Origin of the sequence: Oscillibacter sp. PEA192 (genome assembly GCF_003574015.1) — a bacterium.
Taxonomy (GTDB): Bacteria; Bacillota; Clostridia; order Oscillospirales; family Oscillospiraceae; genus Oscillibacter; species Oscillibacter welbionis.
In genome coordinates this window covers 1,915,080-1,936,959 of record NZ_AP018532.1, presented here as the reverse complement: position 1 = coordinate 1,936,959, position 21,880 = coordinate 1,915,080, and the positions used below count along the sequence as shown (strand labels likewise).

21 protein-coding genes are annotated in these 21,880 nt (G+C 56.5%); 15 read left to right on the top strand and 6 right to left on the bottom strand.

The window, feature by feature from the left end; genetic code table 11:
- Positions 1-511: 511 nt before the first annotated feature.
- Positions 512-1,048 carry a hypothetical protein gene (locus DN611_RS16495; RefSeq protein ID WP_136890752.1) on the bottom strand — a complete coding sequence of 179 codons (537 nt, stop codon included), beginning with the start codon at positions 1,046-1,048 and terminating at the stop codon, positions 512-514.
- Positions 1,045-2,247, bottom strand: coding sequence for a helix-turn-helix domain-containing protein (locus tag DN611_RS09550; RefSeq protein WP_158629674.1), 1,203 nt, complete (start codon positions 2,245-2,247; stop codon positions 1,045-1,047). Before DN611_RS09550 ends, DN611_RS16495 begins: the two co-directional genes overlap by 4 nt.
- 413 nt (positions 2,248-2,660) lie before the next feature.
- On the opposite strand from DN611_RS09550, the gene baiCD reads away from it, so the two are divergent.
- The 8 genes from baiCD to DN611_RS09505 all read left to right on the top strand — a co-directional run bounded on the left by baiCD (position 2,661) and on the right by DN611_RS09505 (position 11,379).
- On the top strand, positions 2,661-4,619 hold the full coding sequence (gene baiCD, locus DN611_RS09545) for a bile acid Fe-S flavoenzyme BaiCD (RefSeq protein ID WP_119311177.1): 1,959 nt from the start codon (positions 2,661-2,663) through the stop codon (positions 4,617-4,619).
- Positions 4,620-4,681: 62 nt separating this feature from the next.
- Positions 4,682-5,482 carry an SDR family oxidoreductase gene (locus tag DN611_RS09540; protein WP_119311176.1) on the top strand — a complete coding sequence of 267 codons (801 nt, stop codon included), beginning with the start codon at positions 4,682-4,684 and terminating at the stop codon, positions 5,480-5,482.
- 25 nt (positions 5,483-5,507) lie between these two features.
- Positions 5,508-5,840: a nuclear transport factor 2 family protein gene (locus DN611_RS09535; protein ID WP_025543945.1), complete on the top strand. Its 333-nt coding sequence runs from the start codon at positions 5,508-5,510 to the stop codon at positions 5,838-5,840.
- An 83-nt stretch (positions 5,841-5,923) separates the two neighbouring features.
- Complete coding sequence (locus tag DN611_RS09530) at positions 5,924-7,417, top strand: NAD-dependent epimerase/dehydratase family protein (protein WP_119311175.1); 1,494 nt, start codon at positions 5,924-5,926, stop codon at positions 7,415-7,417.
- Positions 7,418-7,548: 131 nt separating this feature from the next.
- Positions 7,549-8,826, top strand: coding sequence for a 2-carboxy-D-arabinitol-1-phosphatase (locus tag DN611_RS09525; RefSeq protein ID WP_160117419.1), 1,278 nt, complete (start codon positions 7,549-7,551; stop codon positions 8,824-8,826).
- Positions 8,827-9,244: 418 nt separating this feature from the next.
- Positions 9,245-9,430 (top strand): IS66 family insertion sequence element accessory protein TnpB, encoded by a 186-nt coding sequence (tnpB, locus tag DN611_RS09520; protein ID WP_119311173.1) that lies wholly within the window; start codon positions 9,245-9,247, stop codon positions 9,428-9,430.
- Between the two features lie 306 nt (positions 9,431-9,736).
- Positions 9,737-9,955 (top strand): hypothetical protein, encoded by a 219-nt coding sequence (locus tag DN611_RS09515; protein WP_136890750.1) that lies wholly within the window; start codon positions 9,737-9,739, stop codon positions 9,953-9,955.
- Between the two features lie 761 nt (positions 9,956-10,716).
- Positions 10,717-11,379, top strand: a complete 663-nt coding sequence (locus DN611_RS09505) for a manganese catalase family protein (RefSeq protein WP_021748435.1) — start codon at positions 10,717-10,719, stop codon at positions 11,377-11,379.
- A 219-nt stretch (positions 11,380-11,598) separates the two neighbouring features.
- Here DN611_RS09505 and DN611_RS17320 read toward each other — a convergent pair whose 3' ends face one another.
- The 3 genes from DN611_RS17320 to DN611_RS09495 all read right to left on the bottom strand — a co-directional run bounded on the left by DN611_RS17320 (position 11,599) and on the right by DN611_RS09495 (position 14,114).
- Complete coding sequence (locus DN611_RS17320; protein WP_353866958.1) at positions 11,599-11,826, bottom strand: DDE-type integrase/transposase/recombinase; 228 nt, start codon at positions 11,824-11,826, stop codon at positions 11,599-11,601.
- Between the two features lie 78 nt (positions 11,827-11,904).
- Positions 11,905-12,336 carry an IS3 family transposase gene (locus DN611_RS17315; protein ID WP_119311170.1) on the bottom strand — a complete coding sequence of 144 codons (432 nt, stop codon included), beginning with the start codon at positions 12,334-12,336 and terminating at the stop codon, positions 11,905-11,907.
- Positions 12,333-14,114: an ABC-F family ATP-binding cassette domain-containing protein gene (locus DN611_RS09495; protein ID WP_119311169.1), complete on the bottom strand. Its 1,782-nt coding sequence runs from the start codon at positions 14,112-14,114 to the stop codon at positions 12,333-12,335. Before DN611_RS09495 ends, DN611_RS17315 begins: the two co-directional genes overlap by 4 nt.
- Positions 14,115-14,500: 386 nt before the next feature.
- On the opposite strand from DN611_RS09495, the gene DN611_RS09490 reads away from it, so the two are divergent.
- Positions 14,501-15,424: an RluA family pseudouridine synthase gene (locus DN611_RS09490; RefSeq protein WP_119311168.1), complete on the top strand. Its 924-nt coding sequence runs from the start codon at positions 14,501-14,503 to the stop codon at positions 15,422-15,424.
- Positions 15,425-15,448: 24 nt separating this feature from the next.
- Entirely contained in the window at positions 15,449-15,733 is a 285-nt protein-coding gene (locus DN611_RS09485) for a putative quinol monooxygenase (RefSeq protein WP_119311167.1), read from the top strand.
- 46 nt (positions 15,734-15,779) lie between these two features.
- Here the strand turns inward: DN611_RS09485 and DN611_RS09480 are convergent, their stop codons facing one another.
- Positions 15,780-16,445, bottom strand: a complete 666-nt coding sequence (locus DN611_RS09480; protein WP_119311166.1) for a CatA-like O-acetyltransferase — start codon at positions 16,443-16,445, stop codon at positions 15,780-15,782.
- 191 nt (positions 16,446-16,636) lie between these two features.
- Here DN611_RS09480 and DN611_RS09475 point away from each other — a divergent pair, with 191 nt between their 5' ends.
- From DN611_RS09475 to DN611_RS09455, 5 genes are all read left to right on the top strand, one after another.
- The gene (locus DN611_RS09475; protein WP_021748444.1) at positions 16,637-17,326 is read left to right on the top strand and encodes a 3'-5' exonuclease; all 690 of its coding nucleotides are present in this window, start codon (positions 16,637-16,639) and stop codon (positions 17,324-17,326) included.
- A 192-nt stretch (positions 17,327-17,518) separates the two neighbouring features.
- Positions 17,519-18,160: a TetR/AcrR family transcriptional regulator gene (locus tag DN611_RS09470; RefSeq protein ID WP_021748445.1), complete on the top strand. Its 642-nt coding sequence runs from the start codon at positions 17,519-17,521 to the stop codon at positions 18,158-18,160.
- 1 nt (position 18,161) lies between these two features.
- The gene (locus DN611_RS09465; protein ID WP_021748446.1) at positions 18,162-19,805 is read left to right on the top strand and encodes an efflux RND transporter periplasmic adaptor subunit; all 1,644 of its coding nucleotides are present in this window, start codon (positions 18,162-18,164) and stop codon (positions 19,803-19,805) included.
- A gap of 4 nt (positions 19,806-19,809) precedes the next feature.
- Positions 19,810-20,550 carry an ABC transporter ATP-binding protein gene (locus tag DN611_RS09460; RefSeq protein ID WP_021748447.1) on the top strand — a complete coding sequence of 247 codons (741 nt, stop codon included), beginning with the start codon at positions 19,810-19,812 and terminating at the stop codon, positions 20,548-20,550.
- A complete protein-coding gene (locus DN611_RS09455) occupies positions 20,547-21,770 on the top strand; it encodes an ABC transporter permease (protein WP_021748448.1) in 1,224 nt (407 codons plus the stop codon). The genes DN611_RS09460 and DN611_RS09455 overlap by 4 nt, the downstream gene beginning before the upstream one ends.
- Positions 21,771-21,880: the final 110 nt, after the last annotated feature.

Below are 21,880 nucleotides of genomic sequence, written 5' to 3'. Positions count from 1 at the left end.
ACAACCGGCCAGGTTCATCTAATTGCTCTGGTTCGCCATCTCCTGTGTCCCGGCCCAAGCTGTCTCTATCTTCTTTTGATGAGCAGGATAGCCGTTGCGCTGGTCAAAGCGGTATGCGATGTCCGGTGCCTGCTGGTGGAACCAGTCCGCCAGCTCTGTGGGGTCGTACGCCCCATCCGACCGGTAGAGCGGGAACTGCTCGGATAGGACAAGTCAGACCGTTTCCTGTGCCCCGGCGACTTGGGTGAGCAGGAGCCAGGCATCACAAAAGTAGCCCATCCTGGTATCCTGCGACCAGCTTTGGGGATACTCTCAAGCGTCTTTTCCAGCGTCCGGAGCTTGCGGGGCAGGCCGAACAGAGCATAATAGGGCAGCAGGTCCTCCTCCGTTCCACATTCATTCCTCTTCATTGGAGCGCTCGAACGCCTCCCGGCTAGCCCGGATTCTGACCGGGCCGTGGGGTATGGCATCATAAGCTTTTGGTTTTAGTAATTCCCAGCCTTTGTGGTATTTAAGTTGAATGATATTTATTAAGACCAATCTGCCGATGAAGCCTGGTCAACCATTCCAGCAGGAAGGGAATGCTTTTTCCGTTGGCACCAATTCCCGGCTTGGAAAGTGCGGCAACGATCCGCTGGATATGTACCATCTCCTGCGGAGAAAAATTCGCAAAGTTCGGTGGCGACGGAACATCAATAGAAAGAAAATCAAATTGTGAAATGGTAGTTAAAAAGGTATATGTGCTGTAGGAAAATAGGCAAGAAAGAAGTGTGAGCGGAACGGACTGCGAGGGTTTAATACTGTAAAAGTGGTGAACAAACAAAAGGCAGCAACTCCCGGCCTCCAGGGAATAGGCATCCCCATTGACTATGAGGCACCCGCCTCCATGGTCTACCAAAATAAACTGACAGCCTTCCTGATAATGATAGCCAGTGGCATTGTATACAACCTGGCGGCGCATTTGAACATTGCCGGGAAGCATGTCCTGATGCAGCCAATTCCGGCTCAAGCCACTGTGATTGTATATATTCCCGCCTTCCAGAATCATGCGTAATCCCTCTTCTTTCTCTCCCGATATTGCGCAGGAGTCTCACCACACTCCAACTTAAATAAGCGAATGAATGTATGCACAGAGTTGAATCCGGATTCCATAGCAACATCACATATCGGCAAGTCGCTGGAAGCTAGTAGCCCCGTTGCAAACTGCAGACGAATACGGTTGACATATTTATGGAATGTAATATCCGGGCCATATTTTTCGCTCAATAGGCGGTTGATGATACTCTTGGTCAGGAATAATTTCTGCGCACAGGCATCACATGTGACCGAAGATCGAAAATTCTCCATCACATAGACTTGGATCTCTGAGAGCTGGTCATTGATCAGCCCCTGGGCCTGGGTTCTATTCAGCAGCATTTTTTCACGGTACTGCTGCGGAGTTGCTCCCCGCAACCTCAAAAAGTCCCGATATAGTGCACTTTCACTCTTGAACCCTGCAAATTTTGCCATCATGGTTCCAGTAACATTGCTGCGCAGCAGGCAAGCGCATGCATTGCATACCTGTGCATGACGCAGCACAGCGTTAAACCCCTCCAGACAAACCCGGCGCAATTCTCGGTTCAGCTGGAGTGTGGAAATGTGAAAAGACTCTGCCACAGAGGCAGGCGTCAGTGCCTTCAGGCTGTGCTGCCCTATATAAAGGAAAATCTGACCACACAGGGGCATTGGGAAAAGCGGAGCCACGGAGACAGCAGTTCCATACAGAAGCCGCAGCTGATCTGAGATGCATAGCCGGATCAGCCGACTGTCCTCGTCTGCGCACTGGGCTTCCTCTCGATAGAGGCTTAAAAGTTGCTCGACTAGCTCACGATCCACCTGACAGGCAGGCAGAACCACTGTAGATTCCCCAAAAGCCAAATCATCTTCGGCAAAGCTTGTGACAAAGTAGGCCATCTCCGGGTAGGGATAGATGAGCACTTCCATGCACAGAGGCTCCTCTGAAGACGCTTCAAACCGGAACACATGAAATTGGTGCATACTGCAAAAACAGCCTTGGCTTAATGGGTATAAGGTCTGGTTCACTCGTAGAAAGCCTGAACCAGAGCGAACGTAGAACATCACACACTCGTCTTCCCAAAAGAACGGTGTTATTTCTGAGACGGTATAGGTCTGAACCACACCGTACCAAGAGGCGTGGGCTGTAAAATACCGCTGCGGCTTCTCCAGCATTCTCACGATCTGTTCCATCGGCATCCTCCGTTCTTCCTTTTTGAGAAGATTATACAGCTTACCTACTCCGAGCTCAATACATATATTCTTTTTGTAAAAAAGCGGGAGCATTTCGGATTTTTTTGCACACAGACCTTGAAGTATATTTTGGAAATACGCCAGGAAGAACAGAGCAAATCTACAAGAACCGTTCCGATTCTCCTGTGAGGAATCTGTTTTTTTAAAAGGATCGCTGCAAGTAACTTGTGATTTCTTTCAAATCTTTGCAGCCTCTTTTGCTGTTATAATAAATATACAGACAAGATAAAATTTGAGTTCACTTATGATAATTGCACAGAATATATCCCTTTGTCTCCCACAGAGCAGAGACGGTAGACAGAGCGGATCTAGTATGCGCAATTGTCAGGAACAGCTGTTGAGGAGGCAGAAAAATGTCATTCGAGAAACTATTTTCTCCCATCAAGATCCGGGAGTTGGAGCTGCGCAACCGGGTGGTGATGTCCGCCATGGGCACCCATGAGAGTGCGGCCAGCGAAGACGGGCGCATGGTGACAGACAAACTGATTGCCTACCATGTGGCCCGAGCCAAGGGCGGCTGTGGGCTGAATACCATTGAGGTTTGCTCTGTGGATGCCGCAAGCGCCCCTACTGGCTTCCTCTCCATCGCCGATGATCGATATATTCCCGGAATGAAAAAGCTGTGCAGCGCAGTTCACGCTGCTGGCGGTCGTGTCGCTGTTCAGCTGTGGCAAGGCGGCCTCGCCGTAGCAAGCGACCCACAGGCGCAGATTTTGCTTCCCTCAGATATGCCGCTCTCTCCGGAATATACAGTTCCCGGCATTACAGAGGAGCGCATTCAATCCGTTATTGAAGCGTTCGGCCAAGCGGCCCGCCGCGTCGTAGAAGCCGGGATCGACGTCATTGAGTTCCATTGTGCACACAACTATCTGCCGCATTCTTTCCTTTCTGGCGGGATCAACCGGCGCACAGACGGATGGGGTGGCAGCTTTGAAAACCGCAAAAAGTTTCCTTTGGCCTGTATTCAGGCGATTCGGGCCAATATGCCGGAGGGGATGCCCCTGTTCATGCGGATAGACTGCCAGGATGATATGCTGGAAGGCGGCCTGACCATTGAAGAGGTCATTGATTTCTGCAAGTGCGCCGGAGACGCTGGTGTGGATGTGCTGAATATCTCCCGGGGCAACATTCTGACTGCAGCTACCGTATATGAAGTTGCACCTGTGGACATTCCCCACGGCTTCAACGTGGAGCCTGCCGCACGTATCCGCCGGGAGACCGGTCTGCTGACGATGCCCTGCGGGAGGATTAACACGCCGGAGATGGCCGAGGATATCCTGATGCAGGACAAGGCGGACCTTGTGGTCATGGCCCGCGCCCAGTTGGCGGATCCCGAATTCTGCAACAAGGCTAAGGCCGGAAAGCTGAACTCTATCAAATACTGCATCGGCTGCGACCAGGGCTGCTATGACTATTTCTGCCGCTGCCTGGAAGATCCCTCGCTGGAACACATTACCTGCCTGCGCAATCCCGCTGTTCTGGAGGAAGAGACCATGGCTCTGCGTCCGGCCCCTCAGGCCAAGAAAGTCCTAATCGCCGGAGGCGGCATCGCGGGGATTGAGGCTGCAGATGCCCTATACAAGCGCGGACATCATCCAATCCTCTGCGAAGCCGGAGACACTCTGGGCGGACAATTTGTGCTGGCCGGTGCCGCGCCCCGGAAAGGCGATTTCCAACGGGCGGCGTACATGGCGGCAGAAAACATCCGTGACTTGGGCGTGGAGATCCGAACCAACACGCCGGTGACACCCGCACTCATTGCGGCAGAAAAACCGGACGCCGTCATCATTGCCATCGGCTCCAAGCCGATTATCCCCAATATCCCGGGTGCTGACAGCGGTTGTGTCGTGGAGTCTCATAAACTTCTGGCCCAGAAAGATGTGTCCGCGGGCAAGGCCGTGGTGATCGGCGGCGGACTGGTTGGCATGGAAGTGGCTGAATTTCTGGCTGGGAAGGGTTCCAGCGTGACGGTCGTAGAGATGAAAGACTCAGTTTTGGGTGAGCTGGGACAATTGCGGAAAATCGGCACACATATGGCAATGGCGCAGGAAGATATCCAGGTCCTGGTAAATACCACCTGCAAAGAAATCCGGGCGGACGAAGTTATCGTGGAGCAGGATGGGAAGGAACGGATGCTTGCGGCAGATCTTGTGGTCATGGCGATTGGGTCCAAGCCGGTTCCCTCTCAGGATCTACAGGATACCTGCGCTGAAGCAGGGATTCCCTGCTATGTGGTGGGCGACGCACTGGCGGCGCCGCGGCTGGCTCTAAACGCTATCCATGAAGCCTATCGGGCCGCCCTCTCTATTTGATTTGTTTTCCCCTTCGCATTCTGAAGGTGCGAAGTGATAAAAATGAAGGAGGTCTCATCAATATGGGAATTTACGCAATCACCGGAGCATCATCCGGCATCGGCGCGGCAATCGGCAGACAGCTGAAGGCTCAGGGACACTATGTCATCAACATTTCCAGAAGGGCCGCTGCTGAAGACGCTGCGGACGTCAACATCTCCGCAGATCTGGCGATGAAAGCAGAGCGGGGACGGGTACTGGAGGCGCTGTATGCTGCGGCGCCAGATGGACTGGATGGCTTCGTGTCCTGCTCCGGCGTTGGCCCCACCCAGCCTGCGGATGTCATCGTCAGCATTAACTATTTTGCTGCCAGAGAAATGACAGAAGGCGCCTATCCGCTGGTGGAGAAAAAGAAGGGCGTCATCTTGGTGGTGTCCTCAAACTCCGCCACGCTGCCCCAGCTGAACACCGAACTGGTGGACATCATGTTGAACCAAAACGATGAGGACGCAGCGGTTGCCTATGGTAAAACACTGGAGGGACCTGCCAAATATCAGGCGTATCAGGCATCCAAGAATGCTATCGCCCGCTGGGTACGCCGCTGGTCCGGTTCTTGGGCAGCTCGCGGCGTCCGCATGAACACCATCGCTCCCGGCGCTACGCAGACTGAGCTGATGGATCAGGGTGTGGCTGACCCGGATTTCTCTGCCAACATGATTAACTACCCTATCCCCATGCTGTATAACACCGGCAAGTTCCTGCCTGCTGATGATATTGCCAAGGTTGCTCTGTTTCTGCTGAGTCCAGAGTCTGTGGCGATATGCGGTGCTATCATTTTTGCCGACGGCGGAACGGACGGCTTCCTGCGCACCGAGGGATTGTGATAAAAATTGAAGGAGGAATCCAACTATGAATCCACTGACCAATTATGCGGAAGTCTTCAATAAAAACGACTCCAAACTGTTTGCTGAACTGTTCGCTGACGATTGCATCTTCTATGACACCGCTCCTACCTGTGCAGGCATGGACCCTATGTTTGTCAGAGGAAAAGAGGGCGTGGACATGATTTTCAATATGTATTTCCACTCAATGCCCATGAGTGCCAAGCCGGTCTCGCTCAACGGCAATGTTCTGGATTACATCATCTGCTACCCCGGTATTGAGATACCCTGCCGCGGCGAGCTGCTGGAAGAAAAAGATGGCAAAATTGCCCGGTACCATGTGTGTTATCGCGCAGAGTAAACATGACAATATCCTCCTTTCAAAAATTGAAAGGAGGATATTGTCAAAAAGGGCAGTAAGTAAGGTAAGGAGGCTGAACAAGCATGTTAAGTAAAAAAATCATATTTCTTACTGGTGCCACTGGCACCATGGGAGAGGAGGGCCTCAAGCAGATCCTATCCCGGTCCGACCGCTTCAACCTTCGCGTTTTGGTCCGGCCTTCCGCTAAGAACAAAGCATTTATGTCCCGCTATGAACATGACGCTGCGTTGGAGATTGTCTGGGGGGACCTCTGCTGCTACGACGATATCCTGCGCTGTGTGACAGGCGCGGATTATGTGTTGCATGTGGGGGCGTTCGTTTCTCCCGAAGCCGATAAACTGCCGCAGCGCAGTCTTGAGGTCAACCTTGGATCGACTATGAATATCATCCGGGCGATCAAGGCACAACCAGATCCGGATGCGATCAAACTGGTCTATATCGGAACAGTGGCAGAGACCGGCTGCCGTCTGCCCCCTATCCACTGGGGGCGTTGCGGAGATCCCATCAAGGGATCTGCATTTGACTATTACGCAGTCTCTAAAATCGCCGCCGAGAGAGCGGTCATTGAGTCCGGGCTCAAGCATTGGGTGAGTCTGCGTCAAACAGGAATTATGCCCTCCAAGGAGTCGGCAGCCCGGGAACCGATCATTTTCCATCAGCCGCCGCAGAATCTTTTGGAATGGGTGACTTCCATCGAGTCTGGGCTCCTCCTGGCAAACGTATGTGAGGATTGGGTCCCGGAGAAGTTCTGGCGGGGCATTTACAACATTGGCGGCGGCGAGAGCTTTCGGCTGAACTATATACAATACTTTGATGATATGCTGAAACCCTTTGGCTTTGGATTCAAGGATGTATTTGAGCCCCGATGGTTTGCCCGATTCAATTTCCATGGCCAGTGGTATACGGACTCAGACGCACTCAATGATATCCTGAGGTTCCGTGTGATGACCTATCAGCAGTATATCGCTGGCGCGTGGCAGGCCATGGAGACGATGATTGCAAACGGGGATGCTGCGGCCCTGCCTACAAAGGAGCGGATGAAGGCCATGCACGAGCAGATTGCCCATCAGGAGATGGGAACGCTGTGGATGCTGGAAGAGGGACACGATGACTGGGTGCGCGCCTTTTTTGGAAGCCGGGCGGCAGCCTTGGCACAGCCAAAAAGCTGGGATGAGGTGGAATTCCCCGAGCCCAGCCGCACACCGGTCTATCTGAACCACGGCTATGATGAGAGCAAGCCACTGGAGCAGCTGGGGCTGAACGACATGAAGGAAGCCGCGGAGTTCCGTGGCGGTGCCTGCCTCGATTATACCGCCGGTGATTTCTACAGGCCCGTGCGCTGGCGTTGCGCGTTCGGACACGAATTTGAGGCCAGTCCGAACCTGATATTAAAGGGAGGGCACTGGTGCCCGGAGTGCGAGCGCAATGCTTGGAATTATGGAGCCGTCGCCGCCCGCAGCCCCTTCTTCAACCAAGTGTGGGCTCCGTTGCACGACATCTCTGAATCCTTTTCCATCCCTAAAAAGGTAAACGATCTGGGCTATCAGGGCAAGTAAGGAGGCTTGTTGCCATGAAACGTCTGTTTAAGACATTTAGTATATTCTGTCTGGCCTGTGTGCTGCTGTCCGCCTGTTCCCAGCAGCCCCCCGACACAGCTCCTGTGCAGGAGCCCGTTCAGGATGGGGCTGTGGAAGAGGCGCCGGTATACGTCTATCTCACCCGTCACGGGCAGACTTTGACGAATCAGACCGGCCGCTTTGTCAGCGGCCGCGGCAACACGCCGCTTACAGAGGAAGGTCGCAAGGTAGCATATGCCGTGGGCCTGGGGCTCTCCGGCGTCAAGTTTGAAGCCGCCTATGCCAGTACGCTGGGCCGCACCCAGGAAACTGCGCGCATCATCCTCTCCCAGAGTCAGACATCCAGAGATCTGGAGATCATACCTGTCGAAGACCTGAAAGAGGTCGATGGCGGCTCCTATGAGCCGATGAGTTATGCCGAACTGATGACGGACGAGGGTATGCAGTTCAGCGGTGTGACAACTGAGGAATTCACAAACCAGTTCCATGAAAAGGATCCGGAGGGACTGGCCGAGAGTTATGAGCAGATGAAAGACCGGGCCTTTGAAAGTTTCCAGAGGATCTGTGAGGAAAGGGCCCAAAACGGCGGCGGAAATATCTTGATGGTGGCCCACGGTGGAATCAACAGCATGATCGCAGCAGAGATTATGCAGGAGCAGGAACTGGAGCCGCTGGACAACTCCAGTATTGTCCTGATTGAGTACAAAGACCATACATACACCGTTTTGGATTTTAATGATCTGAGCTATGCACAGAAAGCCCAGGAAAAAATGGAATCTCCTGATCCGGTGGAGATTTATCTAACCGTTCATGCCGAAACCGCGGCAGATGCCGCTATGCGTTTGAATGGGCAGCTGGATACTGCACTGACAGAGAACGGTCAGGCACAGGCTGCGGAACTTGGAAAGGCACTGGGGAATCTGGAGTTTGCGGCCGTGTATGCCAGCGATCAATTCAAGGATATCCATACCGCACGGATCATCGTGGAAAACAGCGCGGTAAATCCCGATCTCATGGTCAATCAGAACATGGATCTGCGTGGGGTGGGCTGCGGCTATTTTGACGGAGAATTGCGTGCGGTTGCGGATGCTTTGGCAGGGGAAGAGCCCACTGCCCATGCCCGTCTCGCCGCATATGCAGCCGCAGACAAGACCGGTATGACAGAAAACTATGAAAGCGCCCGCCAGCGTCTCACGGGCGCCCTCCAGACAATCTGTGAGGAAACTTACAGCCACGGCGGCGGCAATGTTCTGGTAGTGTCTTCGGAATTGGCCGTCCAACTGCTTGCAGAAGCCCTCGGTTCCTCTGAGAAAGCGGTCGCTCTGAAAAATGCGGATGTTGTACATATTACATTTGACGGAGATGTATTCACAGTACATCCGCAATAAAATTCATATAGATATACTTCTTTTCCTCCAAATTTCCTGAAAAAGGGGAACGGGCCATCCGCAAGGTTGGCCCGTTCCCCTTTTTGGGCATGGACTGGGTATCGCCGCGTGTCAGTTCGGGCCGCAGAGCCCTCGTATCAATGATGCCGACGTCCAGATGCCTGCCATGGTGGACAGATCATTTCCCTCCGCATCGTACATCACGGTATAGGTGATGTAACTGTCAAAGGTAGGGACGGATAAGGCGAAGTAGAACTCCCATTGCTGCCTGAGCGGGAGAGAGGGGGTGGAGTGGTTGCAAGCATCCGGAACGGAAAAGGGAAAGCAGGCATCTATTCAGGTGCGGACACGGCTGCAGTGTGGACGATTTGCCAGGTACTGAAATCATGCTGCGTAACTTCACCAGAGCAGACAAGGTATATATCTCGCCTGCAGCTATACGGATCTGCGGAAAGGAATCGATGGGGTGGCGGCCATGGTGCAGCAACGGTTTAAACCGGACCCGTTCACCAATACGCTGTTTCTGCTCTGCGGCAGACGGCTGGACTGCATCAGGGAGTTCTGCAGGGACCGGGATGGATGCATCCTGCTGTATAAGCTATAAGCGGCTGGAACAGGCGCATACCAACGGCCGCAAAACGAAAAGGAGGTACGGCGGTTGACGCCGCAGCGATACCGCTGGCTGATGGAGGGGTTGAAAATGGAGCGGTCAAAGGTTCGCCGCCCGGGGAGTGGCCTACATATAATTGGGGTAGGAAACGGCTGAAAGCACTGGAGGTTTTGAACGCTTTGGCCCCAATATAGCATAATTCACCCATGAAAAACGGAAGAAATCACGGGACAAGCACCCCTGGAGATGGTAACCATTTCACGGGCGGAATATGAGTGTCTGAAAGCGGAAAGAGACGAGTTGAACCAGAAACTGGACTGGCTTCTGGAACAGGCACATCTGAGCAGGAAGAAACTCTGTGGGGCGTTCTCGGAGCGGCTGGGAGAGGAACTGATGAACCGGTTGAGACGCATGTTTGATGAGACAGAGGCATGGCTGTCCAAGCGGAGAGATAAGCGGACAAAGGCGGCCGCCCATACCCGGCGCTCCTTGAATACCCCCACCCAAACTGAACGGTGACAGATATCTGTTCAGTTTGGGCGGGGGTATTCATAACGGGTAGAGGCCAGCGCACTGCGCAGCATTTCACATTCCCGTTTGCCCATGTCAACACCTTCACGCAAAGGCATCTGGCTGTGGTATTACGGAAAAGGTTACTCTTTCCTCTCTTAGAAATTCTGCGATTGCATTCACGGCTTATCCTTCTTTTCCGTGATTGCCTTCATAACTTCAAAGATCCGGACCGTACTGTGTTGGGCTTCTACAAGGAGGTCGGGCATGATTTTAGCTGTGGGGAATCTTTTGCGAAGCGTGTGGATGATTTTATCATCCACAGCATCTTTGCCGCCTGCTTCGTATTCCTGAAGCAGTTTGCTGAACTGTGGACAAGCATAGGCACAGCGAATGATCCGACAGATCTTACCTTTTCCGTCGCTCAGGAAAGGTTTTTGACCGATATCTCAACAATGGCGGAAGCTCCGGTTTTAGCATGGTCCCTGAGGTAGAGATTCCCATTTTTTCATCTTTGTGTTTATCACCGATTTCTGCTGCCGATTATTAATCATTGCTTCCCATTTTGAACAGCGATAAAATGATTCACCGCTCGGTTTTATCGATTGCTTTGTAAATGTACGCGGTAAAATTGTTTGCTCTAGCTGCAGTTCCGCGACTGATGGCCCTATTCCTTGATTCGGCCTAGCATCTCCTGAGCCGCTTTCTGCCGGTATATTTCGGAGCATATCAAGCAAACTAAGAATTACCACGAAAAAGGAGCGGTAGATATGTTTAAGCATGAAAAGCAGTTATTCCATCCGGTGGCCGTGGAGCGGCCGAATCCCCAGTATGCAGCATTGCTGCAGGAGCAGCTGGGAGGCGGCAACGGTGAGCTGAAAGCGGCTATGCAGTATCTGTCCCAGAGCTTCCGCATCAAGGACCAGAAGATCAAGGACCTGTTTCTGGATATCGCAGCAGAGGAACTGGGACACATGGAAATGGTGGCCCAGACCATTAATCTGCTCAACGGCCACGATGTAGATGCAGATCAGGTCAAGGCGGGCGAGATCCAGAGCCATGTGATCTTGGGCCTGAACCCCGGCTTAATCAATGCCTCCGGCTATTCCTGGACCGGCGATTATGTGACCGTGACCGGCGATCTGTGTGCGGACCTGCTCAGCAACATCGCTTCTGAGCAGCGGGCCAAGGTGGTCTATGAATACCTGTACCGCCAGATCGACGACAAGAAGGTCCGTGAAACCATCGACTTCCTGCTCAACCGGGAGGAGGCTCACAACCAGATGTTCCGGGATGCCTTCAACGAGGTGCAGGACAGTGGCTCCAACCGGGATTTTGGTACGACCAAGGCGGCGAAAATGTATTTCTCCCTCTCCAATCCCGGCCCCAATACCTTTGCTGGAAACGAGGTTTCCGCACCTAAGTTCGATTGATAGAATAAGAGAAACGACCCTACCCAATCTGAACAAGTTTGTAGGACTTATCAGATTAGGTAGGGCTGTTTTATGTGCGAAATCCTTGCAGCACAAGCTTTTTTGAGGAAAGGTATTCGAAAGTAAAATGTGACATAAAAATGGGAACAGTTCAAATTCTGGCTGCAAGCAGTCTGATTTTCTAAGTCTGAACCTCTGTGTCTCACGGCCATCAGCTCCTTACGGAAATCCATCGGCCTTTTGCAAAGTCAAACAAAATCCGCAGTCACTGTGAAAAATGAATCCTGTCTCTGGCTTACGCAACTCATACGCCATTTTGTAATGTAGCCGTAATGAGCTGCGTGCTGTTTTTCGGGAAACTTTGTGCGCGATCACTTTACGGGAAAATAGCTCCAAGATCACGCAGATATAAAGATATCGATTCTCTATACTTAAAACAGGCCACATCACTGGCCCGGATTTGATTGCTTGTCTGCTGAAAATTGCTGACGGAGGGTATTTTCTTCTCCTCCGGTTCTCGCAGTTTCAAACTCTGGATAACCCCATCTCCCGCATCAGGTCAGCGCCAAATTTGGCGCCGACCTGATGCCCGCGCCGTGCGAGAATCATCCAAATCTTTTCAGCGCCAAGTACCTGCCGATATTCAGCAAAGACCTCACAGATCAGAAGGCGGTATTCCTCCCTGCGTTTCTCAAACTGGGCATTCGCTCGTTTGTTGCGAAGAATGTGATTGCAGAGTGTGCCGCGTGGTATCTCCAATGCTTCGCAGAGAGTATGGACATCGTCTTGCCCACAGGCAATGCCCCTCTTTTTCCAGGTCCAACGCCTGGAAGGGCCTCCGCGATTTTGATATTCATAACACAAGGCGTAAAGTGCTATTCCGCCGAGATACCGCCCCTTGACAGAATACTTGTACGTACGGTGCAGAACGCCGATTCCTGATGAAAGGCCCCTCACCCATTCTGCGCGTCGATCTGTTCTTTCAGCTCATTCAGATATACCCACCGCTCCGTCTTTTCCTCCAGAGCGGCCTCCAGCTCCGCCTGACGGGCCTGGAGCTCCTGGAGCTTCACATAGTCGCTGCCGCAGCTCTCCTGCTCCGTCTGGCAGGCGGTGATCTGAGCCTCCAGCTCCGCCAGGTCCGCGTCGATGGTCTCAAATTCCCGCTGCTCCTTGAAGGTGAATTTCAGTTTCCGTTCCCGGGGACGCTCTGCCGCGGGCTTGGGCTTTTCCGCCTTGGGAGAGGGGGCCTCTTCCGCCCGGCGCTTGGCCTGCCAGTCCGTCCAGTTGCCGGTGAACCGGTGGATCTCCCCGTCTCCCCGGACCTCGAAAATGGACTCCGCCAGCTTGTCCAGGAAGAACCGGTCATGGGATACCGCCAGAATGGGGCCGGGGAAGCCCAGGAGATAATCCTCCAAAATGGAGAGGGTGGTCACGTCCAGGTCGTTGGTGGGCTCGTCCAACAGCAGCACGTTGGGGGCTTCCATCAGCACGGACAGCAGATACAGCCGCCGCCGCTCCCCGCCGGAGAGCCGCCCGATGGGCACAGACTGAAGATCACCGGGGAAGAGGAACCGCTCCATCATCTGGTTGGCGGAGAAGGTGCCCTCATCGGTCCTGACCTCATCGGCGATGTCGTGGATAAAGTCGTAGACCCGCTGGTTCAGGTCCAGCTCTCGTCCCTCCTGGGAGAAGTGGCCGATCTTCACGGTGGCGCCCACCTCCACCGTGCCGCTGTCCGGTGCCAGTTCGCCTGCCATCAGGTGGAGCAGGGTGGACTTCCCGGCGCCGTTGCGGCCCACGATGCCGATGCGGTCACCGCGCAGCAGGTTGTAGGAGAAGCGGCTGACGATGGGACGGCCGTCAAAGGCCTTGGACACATCCCGCAGCTCGATGATCTTCTTCCCCAGGCGGCTGGAGGCCGCCGCCATCTGCACGGCCTCGTCCGTTTCCGGTGCCTCCTGGTTCAGCAGGGCCTCGTACCGCTGGATCCGCTCTTTGGACTTGGTGGTCCGGGCCTTGCAGCCCCGCATGATCCACTCCCGCTCCACCCGGAGGATAGACTGGCGCTTGCGCTCACTGGCCTCCACCATCTCTGCCCGCTGCTCCCGCAGCTCCAGGTACTTGGAGTAGTTGGCCTCATAGTGGTACAGCTTCCCCCGGGAGAGCTCCGTGATGTGGTTCACCACCCGCTCCAGGAAGTACCGGTCATGGGTCACCATGACCAGGCCGCCCTTGAACCGGCGGAGCCAGTCCTCCAGCCAGGCTACCATCTCGCTGTCCAAGTGGTTGGTGGGCTCGTCCAGAATCAGCACGTCCGCCGGGTGGATCAGGGCCGCCGCCAGGGCCACCCGCTTCCGCTGGCCGCCGGAGAGCGTCCCCACCTTCTGGGCAAAGTCTGTGATCCCCAGCCGGTTCAGCATGGCCTTGGCCTCATACTCATTCAGCTCCCGGAACTCGGCGGGGAAGTGGAGGAAGACCTGCTCCAGCACCGTGGCGGATTCCTCCATTGCCGGGTTCTGAGGCAGCAGACTGACCTGGACGTTGGGGTTCCGGGAGATGGTGCCGCCGTCCGGCTCCGTGACGCCGGAGAGAACCTTCAAAAAGGTGGACTTGCCGGTGCCGTTGATGCCGATAACGCCCACCTTGTCCCCCTCGTTGAGATAGAAATTCACATCATCCAGCAGCTGGCGGCTGCCGAAGTTGATGGAGAGATGTTCTGCGGATAAGAGCATGGGAGTTCCTCCTGAAAAAAACTGCTCCTATTGTACCATGAAGGATGGCGTTTTACTAGAGCCAAAACCCTTGCAAACAGAGTGGCGTCAGAGTACAATAACAGAGAAATGAGGTTTTGCCATGCAGGAGTTCCGGCCTTTTGAGCCCTGTCGTTCTTTCTGTTCTGCCTGCACCGGGGGCGGTGGGCCTACCTGCTGGGCGGTGGATATGTGCTGTTCGACCTCCTCGCCATCGCGGCGGAGCTGCTTTTCTGGCATCGGCTGCTGGTAGCCATGTTCGACACGGCGGCCTGGTACTGGAGCGGTCTGTGGGGTGTGTTCGCCGCCTTGGACGCTGCCTGTCTGCCGCTTGGGATTTTTCTGCTGCGCCGAAGGAGAGGTGTCCGATGGAGACGATTTCATATACCCTGCCGCCGGAACAGGACGGCGCCACGGTCCGGCATATCCTGAAGGCTGCGCTCCATGTCTCCTCCCACGCCATATCCCGGCTGACCCGGACGGAGAACGGCATCCGGGTCAACGGCATCCATGCCCGTACAGTGGATATCCTTCACACCGGCGACGTGCTGGAGGTGGAGACCAGCGACCACCGTCCGCCCCGGGTGCGCCCCACGCCGGGGCCCTGGCCCCTGCCCATCGTCTGGGAGGATGGCCATCTGCTGGTGGTGAACAAGCCTGCCGGTATGACGGCCCACGCCTCCAATTTCCTGCCGGACACGCCCACCGTGGCCGGAGCCCTGGCCTGGCAGCGGGGCGCGGACTTCGTGTTCCACCCGGTGAACCGGCTGGACAAGGGCACCACCGGACTGATGGTGGTAGCCAAGAGCGGCTACATCCACGACCGGCTCCGGTACGCGCTCCACACGGAGAGGTTTTGCCGGGAGTACCGGGCGGTGTGCATCGGCTGTCCGGATCCGAAATCCGGCACTATCGACGCCCCCATCGGCCGGGACCCGAATTCTGTGGTGGGCCGGTGCGTCCGGCCTGACGGTGTCCGGGCCGTCACCCATTATGAGGTGCTGGGGAGGTCGAACGGCCTGTCCCTCCTGCGGCTGCGGCCGGAGACAGGGCGGACCCATCAGCTCCGGGTGCACATGGCCTCCATCGGCTGCCCCCTGGCAGGGGACTGGCTGTACGGGGAAGAGGACCCGGACCTGATCCCCCGGCCGGCCCTCCACGCCTACGCTCTGGATCTGGACCATCCGGTGACGGGAGAGCATCTGTCCCTGACGGCGCCCATCCCGGCGGACATGGCCCGGCTGGCGCCGGAGCTTTTGACGGAAACAGAGTGCGCAAGTGAAGAAATTTGACCATAAAATGGAAGGGGATATCTTATGTTAACTTGGAACGTCACCTATCACTGCAAGTCCGGCCAACGGGAGGCCTTTTATCAGGCCCTCTGTGATTTGGGCATCCGGGCCAACTCCCTGAAAGAGGAGGGGAACCTGAAGTACGACTACTTCCTGGCGGCGGAGGCACCGGAGGACCTGCTGCTGGTGGAGAGCTGGACCACGCCGGAGCTCCAGCAGGCCCACTGCCAGACGGAGATATTCGGCCGTCTTCAGGAGCTGAAAGCCCAGTACTGCGACAGCGTCCAAATCGACAAGTTCGATCATTGAGCGAAGAGAAGCGGGAGGCTGGATGCCTCCCGCTTCTTTTTATAATTTATGAATGCTCCGCCGGTGCGTCCAGCAGCTCCTGTAGCTCCAGGAAAAACCGGGACAGATGAAATCCGTCCGCCACGGCGTGGTGGATATTCAGGGAGACGGGCAGGACCGTCCGGTCTCCCTCCCGTTCATATTTTCCCCAGGTGACCACCGGGGCCAGATAGGTGCCGCTGTCGAAGATGTGCATGTCGAAGCTGCGGTACCGGACCCAGGGCAGGCACGACACATCAAAGGTGTTGGGCGGCACGTCCGTCAGGTCGAAGTGGTCCAGGGCGGCGTACCGTGTCCGATCCTCCAGAAAGCGGCGGTGGAAGGTCTCCAGGTCCGAAGAGAAGGGCGTCACCAGCTTCGCAAAGGTCTCCCTGTCCGGGTGGAAGTGGGCGTAGTAGGGCTCGATCCGGTCCCAGAGGACCAGCCGCCCCTGATCGTCCCAGCCGTACCGGAACTCCGCGTGGGCGTTGAGCACGTTGGACACCGCCCAGATCATGGCGGGGTAGAAGCGGAAGCCACTGGCCGAGAGCCGCTTCAGGAATCGGGAGATCTCCAGATCCACCGTCAGGCTCATGACACAGCGCAGGTCGTCGATAAAATGACGGAATACAGGGCCGCGCTCCCAGGTATCCAGTTCCACCACAGTGTGGGACGGGCAGAAATTGTCGTTCATATAAGCCTCCTAAAATAATTGGTTGATTTTAGGAGGCGGTGTCAAGTCCGCGCTTCACAGAGTACCCTCCTCTCCGAGATTCTGCCTTCATTTTATCCGGCCCGGGGGAGAAAGTCAACGGCGGCACCCCCTTGACAATTCCGGCTGGCCGCCCTATTCTGAAAAGACAACATTCGACAGGAGGGACTGCCATGGAGACAGGCCTTTGGAAGCAATTTGACCGGATCGTGGTATTCGACACGGAGACCACCGGCATCGAGTTCGGGCGGGACGAGATCATCGAGCTGGGGGCCGCCGCCTTTTCCGCGGAGGGAGAGACGGACTGCATGGACCTGCTGCTCCGCCTCTCCCCGGGGCGGACGCTGCCGCCCTTTATCACCCAGCTCACCGGCATCACGGAAGAGCAGCTGGAACAGGAGGGCGTGGAGAAAGCCGACGCCTGTGAGGCGTTCTGCAACCTGTTGGGCGGGGGAGAGCGGACGCTGCTGGCGGCCTACAACGCCCAGTTCGATCTGAACTTCCTCTATCATTTCCTGCGGCCCTTCGGGCGGGCGGATGTCCTGCGGGCACCCCGGTTTCTGGATGTCCTCACGGTGTACCGGGACCGGCGGGATTACCCTCACAAGCTCAACGATGCCATCACAGCCTACGGATTGGAGGATCAGGCGGTGAACAGCCACCGGGCGGTGGATGACGCCCGGGCCGCAGCGGTGCTGCTGGAGGCCATGGCGGCGGAGCGGGACGATTTGGATCGGTATGTGGATCTATTCGGCTACTCCCCCAAGTACGGTGTCTCCGGACGGCGGATCGCTTCGGTGGAGTACCGGCCTCAGCCCTATCAGCGGGTCCGACCTCTGTATGAAGTGACGGAAACACTGTGAAATATTTGTGAATTTTCGCAATTCCCTCTTGCAATATGACAACTTGTCAGCTATGATAAGCGACAGGTTGTCATGTTTCTTTTTTCCATTCGCCGGAAACCCCTTGACCTTCCCCCGGGAGGAAGGTATAAAATCAGGGGCGGCGCTGAAGAAAACGGACCTTCTATTTCGTATAAGAGAGGATGAAACAGCGTGCCGAGCAGCACTTTTTTGAATCTGCCGGCGGAAAAGCAGGAGAAGTTGTTGGAGGCGGCCACCCGGGAGTTTTCCCACCGGCCTTTCAACGAGGCGTCCATCAACCAGATCATCAAGGAGGCAGGCATCCCCCGGGGCAGCTTTTACATGTACTTTCAGGATAAGGAGGACCTGTTCCGCTATCTGCTGAAGGGATATGTGGATCAGTTGTTCATGCTGCTGGAGGAGTTTCTGCTCCGAAACGGCGGCGACATTTTTCAGGCGCTGTTGGATCTGTATGATTACGTGCAGGCAAAAATCGACAATCAGCACCTGGGAGAGATCGGCGCCATGACCGGAATCATCCGCTGCAACAGCGGGATGCAGAAGAATGGGCTGCTGGAAATGCTGGATGCGGAAACGCTTCTCCAGCGCCTGGGCGGCGCGGTGAATCCGGACCTGCTGGACCTGCGGCAGGACCGGGACCTGGGCGACATCCTGGGCACACTGCTGGTTGTGGCGGCTCCCATGATTTACACCGGCCTGCAGGCCGGTGGCGATCCCGGGACCCGGGATCGCCTGGAAAACATTCTGAACATCTTCAAGCGCGGTATGGGGAAGCGCCCCACCGCGGAAATCGAGAACAAGGAGATTACATAACATGGAAACTGAATGGATGAACGAGACCTCCGCCGAGGCGCCCAGCGTGCCCGCGCCGGAAAAGACGGAGAAAAAGAAATTCTCCCTGAAGGGCTTTGGCGGCAAGAAAAAGAAGCGCTGGCTGAAAATTCTGATTATTTTGGTAGTGGTGATCGCCATTGTGGCGGGCTGCGTGTCCAGACTGACCAAAAACGTCAACACCCAACTCAGCAGCAGCTATCTGGTGTCCACCGTCACCCGGCAGGATCTGACGGTCAGCGTCTCCGGCACCGCCACGCTGCAGCCGGCGGACTCTTACAACGTCACCACCCTGCTCTCCGGCGATATCGTCAGCGCTCCCTTTGAAGAGGGCGACCTTGTGACCAAGGACACCCTGCTCTACACCATGGACAGCAGCGACGCCCAGGATTCCATGGACCGGGCCCAGATCTCCGTGCAGCAGGCCCAGATGTCCTATCAGCAGGCCCAGGAGGCCCTGCACCCCACGGCGCCCATCTCCGGCACGGTGAGCGAGATCTACGTCCACAACGGCGAGAGCGTCACCGCTGGGACGCAGCTGGCGAAGATCGTGGCCAGCACGGAGCTGTCCATCGACTTCCTGTTCCCCTTTGCCTCCCCCAGTGACTTCTATGTGGGGCAGGCCGCCACCGTGTTTGTGGACGGCTACGCCGGCTCTCAGATGGGCACGGTGACCTATGTCTCCAACTCCACCACCATCACCAGCAACGGCAAGGAGGCCGTCTCCGTCCGGGTGCGGCTGAACAATCCCGGTACGGTGTCCGACGCCGTCACTGCCTCCGCCATCATCGGCAGCTATTCCAGCTACGGCCAGGCTCCGGTGTCCATGCCCGCCTCTTCTGTGGTGTATGCCTCCGGTTCCGGCACGGTGAACGATTTCTCCAAGCTGGCCGGCAGCACGGTGACCAAGGGCGAGGTGCTGTGCACTGTGGAGTCCGAGACCATCCGGGACCAGATCGAGAGCGCACGGCTGAACCTCCAGTCCGCCCAGCTCTCTGCCAGCACTGCCTCCGGCGCAGTGGATGACTACAACATCAAATCTCCCATTGCCGGCACCGTGATTGAGAAGAACTTCAAGGCCGGCGACAAGGTGGACGGCGCTTCCTCCGGCACGCTGGCGGTGATTTACGACCTGAGCTATCTGGAGCTGGAGATGGCAGTGGATGAACTGGACATCGGCAAGGTAGAAGTGGGGCAGGAGGTGCGGATCACCGCCGACGCTCTGGAGGGCCAGACGTTCTCCGGCGTGGTGGATAAGGTCAGCATCAACGGCACTACCGCCAACGGTGCCACCAGCTATCCCGTCACCATCATCATTGAGGACTACGGCGATCTGCGGCCGGGCATGAATGTCTCCGCTCAGATCATCGGCGAAGTGGTCCCCAACGCCCTGTGCATCCCCGTGGATGCGGTGGAACGGGGCAACACGGTGACTGTTCCCGGCCCCGGCGCCCTCAGTGAGGACGGTTTGAGCGTGGTGGACGTCACCAAGCTGGAGACCAAGGAGGTCACCCTGGGTCGGAACGATGACGAGTATATCGAGGTTACCGACGGCCTGGAGGAGGGCGATGTGGTCCTCATCAGCAACCAGGCTTCCAGTTTGATGGACATGATGATGGGAGGCTGATCCCGTGAGCCATCTCATTGAACTGAAAGACATCTACAAGATCTACCACATGGGAGAGGAGACCGTCCACGCCCTGGACGGCATCAACCTGACGGTGGATCAGGGGGAGTTCGTGGCCATCGTAGGCTCCTCCGGTTCCGGCAAGTCCACGGCCATGAACATTATCGGCTGCCTGGACGTTCCCACGTCGGGAACCTACCACTTGGGGGGCATTGATGTGTCCACCATGGAGGACGATCAGCAGGCGGAGATCCGCAACAAAATGCTGGGCTTTATCTTCCAGCAGTATAACCTGATCCCCAAGCTGACGGTGCAGGAGAATGTGGAGTTGCCGCTGCTGTACGCCGGCGTCTCCGCAGAGGAGCGCCGCGAACGGGCCATCCAGTCTCTGGAGCGGGTAGGTCTGGCTGACAAGCGGAAGAACCTGCCCAGCCAGCTCTCCGGCGGCCAGCAGCAGCGGGTCTCCATCGCCCGGGCCCTGGCGGGGAATCCGTCGGTGATCCTGGCCGACGAGCCTACGGGCGCCCTGGACTCCCGCACGGGCCGGGAGGTGCTGCGGTTCCTGCAGAAGCTAAACCAGGAGGGGGACACCGTGGTCCTCATCACTCACGACAACTCCATCGCTGTCAAGGCCAAGCGCATCGTCCGTCTGCAGGACGGCCGGATCATCTACGACGGGGACGCCAGTGATCCCCAGGCCGTGGTCCAGCCCCAGGAGGACGCGGGAGAGGGGGAGCCGGCATGAATTTCACCCAATCCTTCAAGCTGGCCATCAAATCCCTGCTGCTCAGCAAGATGCGGGCGCTGCTGACCATGCTGGGCATCATCATCGGCGTGGCGGCGGTCATCATCATCACCAGCCTGGGCAACGGCATGCAGAATTACATGAACGCCCAGTTCGAGCAGCTGGGCTCCAACCTGATCCAGGTGATGGTCTACGGCCGCGGCGAGGGCGGCACCCGGGACGTGAACACGGAAGATATGTACGCGCTTGTGGAGAAGTACCCCCAGTACCTCTCTGGCGTTACGCCCTATGTGTCCGCCACAGCCAAGGTGCGGCAGGGAACGGAGGACTTCGACCGCACCAGCATTTACGGCGTCAGCGAGGCATTTTACCGCGCCGACACCCAGAAGACCATGCAGGGCTCCAGCCTGGAGAATGGCCGCTTCCTCCGCTACATTGACGTGGAGCGCCATCAGAATGTGTGTGTCATCGGTTCCTATCTGGCGGAAAACGCTTTCCGGACGGATCCGCTGGGTCAGACGATTTCCGTCAGCGGCGTGCCCTACATGGTAGTGGGCGTACTGGCGGAGAGCGGCGACAGCACCGAGGGCAGCGTCGATGATGTGATCTACATCCCCTATGCCAATGCCCAGCGGCTGGGGGGCGGATATGGGGACATGTATCTGATGACCAGTACGGACCGGGATACGGCGTCTGCTGCCAAGGGCATCATTGAAAACCGGCTGTTCAAGACCTACCAGTCCTCGGACTACTACATGGTCATGACCTCCGCAGAGATGATGGACGCCATGGACTCCATGCTGAACACCCTGATGATGATCCTGATCCTCATCGCGGCCATCAGCCTGCTGGTGGGCGGCATCGGTATCATGAATATCATGCTGGTGTCCGTCACGGAGCGGACCCGGGAGATCGGCATCCGAAAATCCCTGGGTGCCAAATGCCGGGACATCCGCAGCCAGTTCATCATTGAGGCCGGCACTACCTCCGCCATCGGCGGTGCCATCGGCATCATACTGGGCATCCTCATGGCCAACGTGCTGACCAATGTCATCGCTCTGGTGCTGGGCACCGGCAACGATGGCTTCGTGGCTATGCCCACGGCTGGCGGCATCGGTGTGGCCTTCGGCGTCTCCGTGGCGGTGGGCATCCTGTTCGGCTATCTCCCCGCCAACAAGGCGGCCAAGCTGAACCCCATCGACGCCCTGCGTTACGATTGATTCCAGCCGATGAAAAGAGACCGGGAGACCGGTCTCTTTTTTGCGCAGAAAATTTTTCAGAAAATTGTTCTCCCTCCAAACTTTTTCCGCTCCCGGCGCGTCTATACAGC

Bases quoted from the DNA above. Each gene is read 5' to 3' on its own strand.
- baiCD (WP_119311177.1), top strand. From the start codon at position 2,661: ATGTCATTCGAGAAACTATTTTCTCCCATCAAGATCCGGGAGTTGGAG.
- DN611_RS09465 (WP_021748446.1), top strand. From the start codon at position 18,162: ATGGAAACTGAATGGATGAACGAGACCTCCGCCGAGGCGCCCAGCGTG.
- DN611_RS09475 (WP_021748444.1), top strand. From the start codon at position 16,637: ATGGAGACAGGCCTTTGGAAGCAATTTGACCGGATCGTGGTATTCGAC.
- DN611_RS17320 (WP_353866958.1), bottom strand. From the start codon at position 11,826: ATGTGGCCTGTTTTAAGTATAGAGAATCGATATCTTTATATCTGCGTG.
- DN611_RS09550 (WP_158629674.1), bottom strand. From the start codon at position 2,247: ATGGAACAGATCGTGAGAATGCTGGAGAAGCCGCAGCGGTATTTTACA.
- DN611_RS09495 (WP_119311169.1), bottom strand. From the start codon at position 14,114: ATGCTCTTATCCGCAGAACATCTCTCCATCAACTTCGGCAGCCGCCAG.
- DN611_RS09490 (WP_119311168.1), top strand. From the start codon at position 14,501: ATGGAGACGATTTCATATACCCTGCCGCCGGAACAGGACGGCGCCACG.
- DN611_RS09540 (WP_119311176.1), top strand. From the start codon at position 4,682: ATGGGAATTTACGCAATCACCGGAGCATCATCCGGCATCGGCGCGGCA.
- DN611_RS09505 (WP_021748435.1), top strand. From the start codon at position 10,717: ATGTTTAAGCATGAAAAGCAGTTATTCCATCCGGTGGCCGTGGAGCGG.
- DN611_RS09530 (WP_119311175.1), top strand. From the start codon at position 5,924: ATGTTAAGTAAAAAAATCATATTTCTTACTGGTGCCACTGGCACCATG.
- DN611_RS09455 (WP_021748448.1), top strand. From the start codon at position 20,547: ATGAATTTCACCCAATCCTTCAAGCTGGCCATCAAATCCCTGCTGCTC.
- DN611_RS16495 (WP_136890752.1), bottom strand. From the start codon at position 1,048: ATGATTCTGGAAGGCGGGAATATATACAATCACAGTGGCTTGAGCCGG.
- DN611_RS09535 (WP_025543945.1), top strand. From the start codon at position 5,508: ATGAATCCACTGACCAATTATGCGGAAGTCTTCAATAAAAACGACTCC.
- DN611_RS09485 (WP_119311167.1), top strand. From the start codon at position 15,449: ATGTTAACTTGGAACGTCACCTATCACTGCAAGTCCGGCCAACGGGAG.
- DN611_RS09480 (WP_119311166.1), bottom strand. From the start codon at position 16,445: ATGAACGACAATTTCTGCCCGTCCCACACTGTGGTGGAACTGGATACC.